A 1,251-nucleotide genomic window follows, 5' to 3' on the forward strand; every position below is an offset into this window, starting at 1 on the left:
GGCGGTTCCAACGAGGTGCAGCAGGGCTGATCAGCCGCGGCTGACCCTTCTCGCCCTCTCCCACCGCGAGCGTGCGCGTTGGTACGCGACACGCCGCTCTAGCGCGACATTCTGCGCACGCTCGCGGTGGGAGAGGGCGAGAAGGGTCAGCCGCGGCTGATCAGCCCTGCTGCACCTCGTTGGAACCGCCGGAGTTGCTGATCTTCGGATTGCCCGAGTGGTAGGTGATCTTGTTGCTGAAGCCGGACGCGTCGATGCTGTCGACGGAGTCGACGGTGATGGCGTTCTGAACGCCCGACACCGTGAGGCTCGTGCAGTGGCCGGTGATCACGACCGTGTTGGAAACGCCGCTGACGCTGACGACGTTGTTGTTGCAGGCGATCGTTCGATTCTCGTTGATGCCCGAGACGCTGATCCGCGCGCCGGGCGCCGGTGTGGGTGACGTCGACGGCGCCGTGGTCCTGGTCCGGGTGCTCGATGGGCCGGGGCTGCGCGGGCTGGTGGTGGCGCTCGACGGGGGACCGAACGTCGCGGAGATGCTCGGTGGGGAGCTGATGATCGACCGGACACCGGAGAGCTGGTGTGCGGCGAAGGCGGCGATGCCCCCCGCGAGCGCGAGAAAGCCGATGACGATGAACGTGCCGACGATCCACCAGGTTCGGCCGCCCGACGAGGACCTCGGCGGCGGACCGTACGACGGTCCGCCGTAGGTCCAGGGGCTCGCCGGCGGCGGTGGGGGCGGCGGGTTGATCGGAATCGGCACGGTGACGAAGGGCAGGTGCAGGTACATCGTCAACGGCGGGCGCTGGTATTGGGCCGGCGGTCCGGGTGGCCGGACGGGCTGGTCGGCGTTTTTCGACGACCTGTCGCGGCGGCCGCGGCCGGCGCCGGAGACCGCCGGCGAGGCCGGCGACGGCGTGTGGGCCATCTACACCGTGGACGCCGACGGCGGCGCCCACGTCGAACAGGTCTACGCGACCGAACTCGACGCGCTGCGGGCCAACAAGAACAACGTGGATCCCAAGCGCAAGGTGCGCTTCCTGCCCTACGGCATCGCGGTCAGCGTCCTCGATCACGACGCGGAGGAATCCGACGAAGCCGGCGAATCCGACGCGGCGGGCTAGCCGCGAGCGTGCGCAGAATGTCGCGCTAGAGCGGCGTGTCGCGTACCAACGCGCACGCTCGCGGTGGGAGAGGGCGAGAAGGGTCAGCCGCGGCTGATCAGCCCTGCTGCACCTCGTTGTAACCGGT

General features: G+C 69.3%; 2 pseudogenes. One reads left to right on the forward strand and one right to left on the reverse strand.

The features are described 5' to 3' along the window. Positions 1 to 160: 160 nt before the first annotated feature. Positions 161 to 754, reverse strand: a pseudogene (locus tag A5673_RS23245) (DUF3060 domain-containing protein); the annotation flags it as partial. A gap of 82 nt (positions 755 to 836) precedes the next feature. Between A5673_RS23245 and A5673_RS23250 the strand changes: the two are divergent. Further along, a pseudogene (locus A5673_RS23250) lies at positions 837 to 1,124 on the forward strand (hypothetical protein); the annotation flags it as partial. Between the last annotated feature and the right edge of the window lie 127 nt (positions 1,125 to 1,251).

This window comes from Mycobacterium sp. E3198, from assembly GCF_001667015.1.
Classification (GTDB): domain Bacteria; phylum Actinomycetota; class Actinomycetes; order Mycobacteriales; family Mycobacteriaceae; genus Mycobacterium.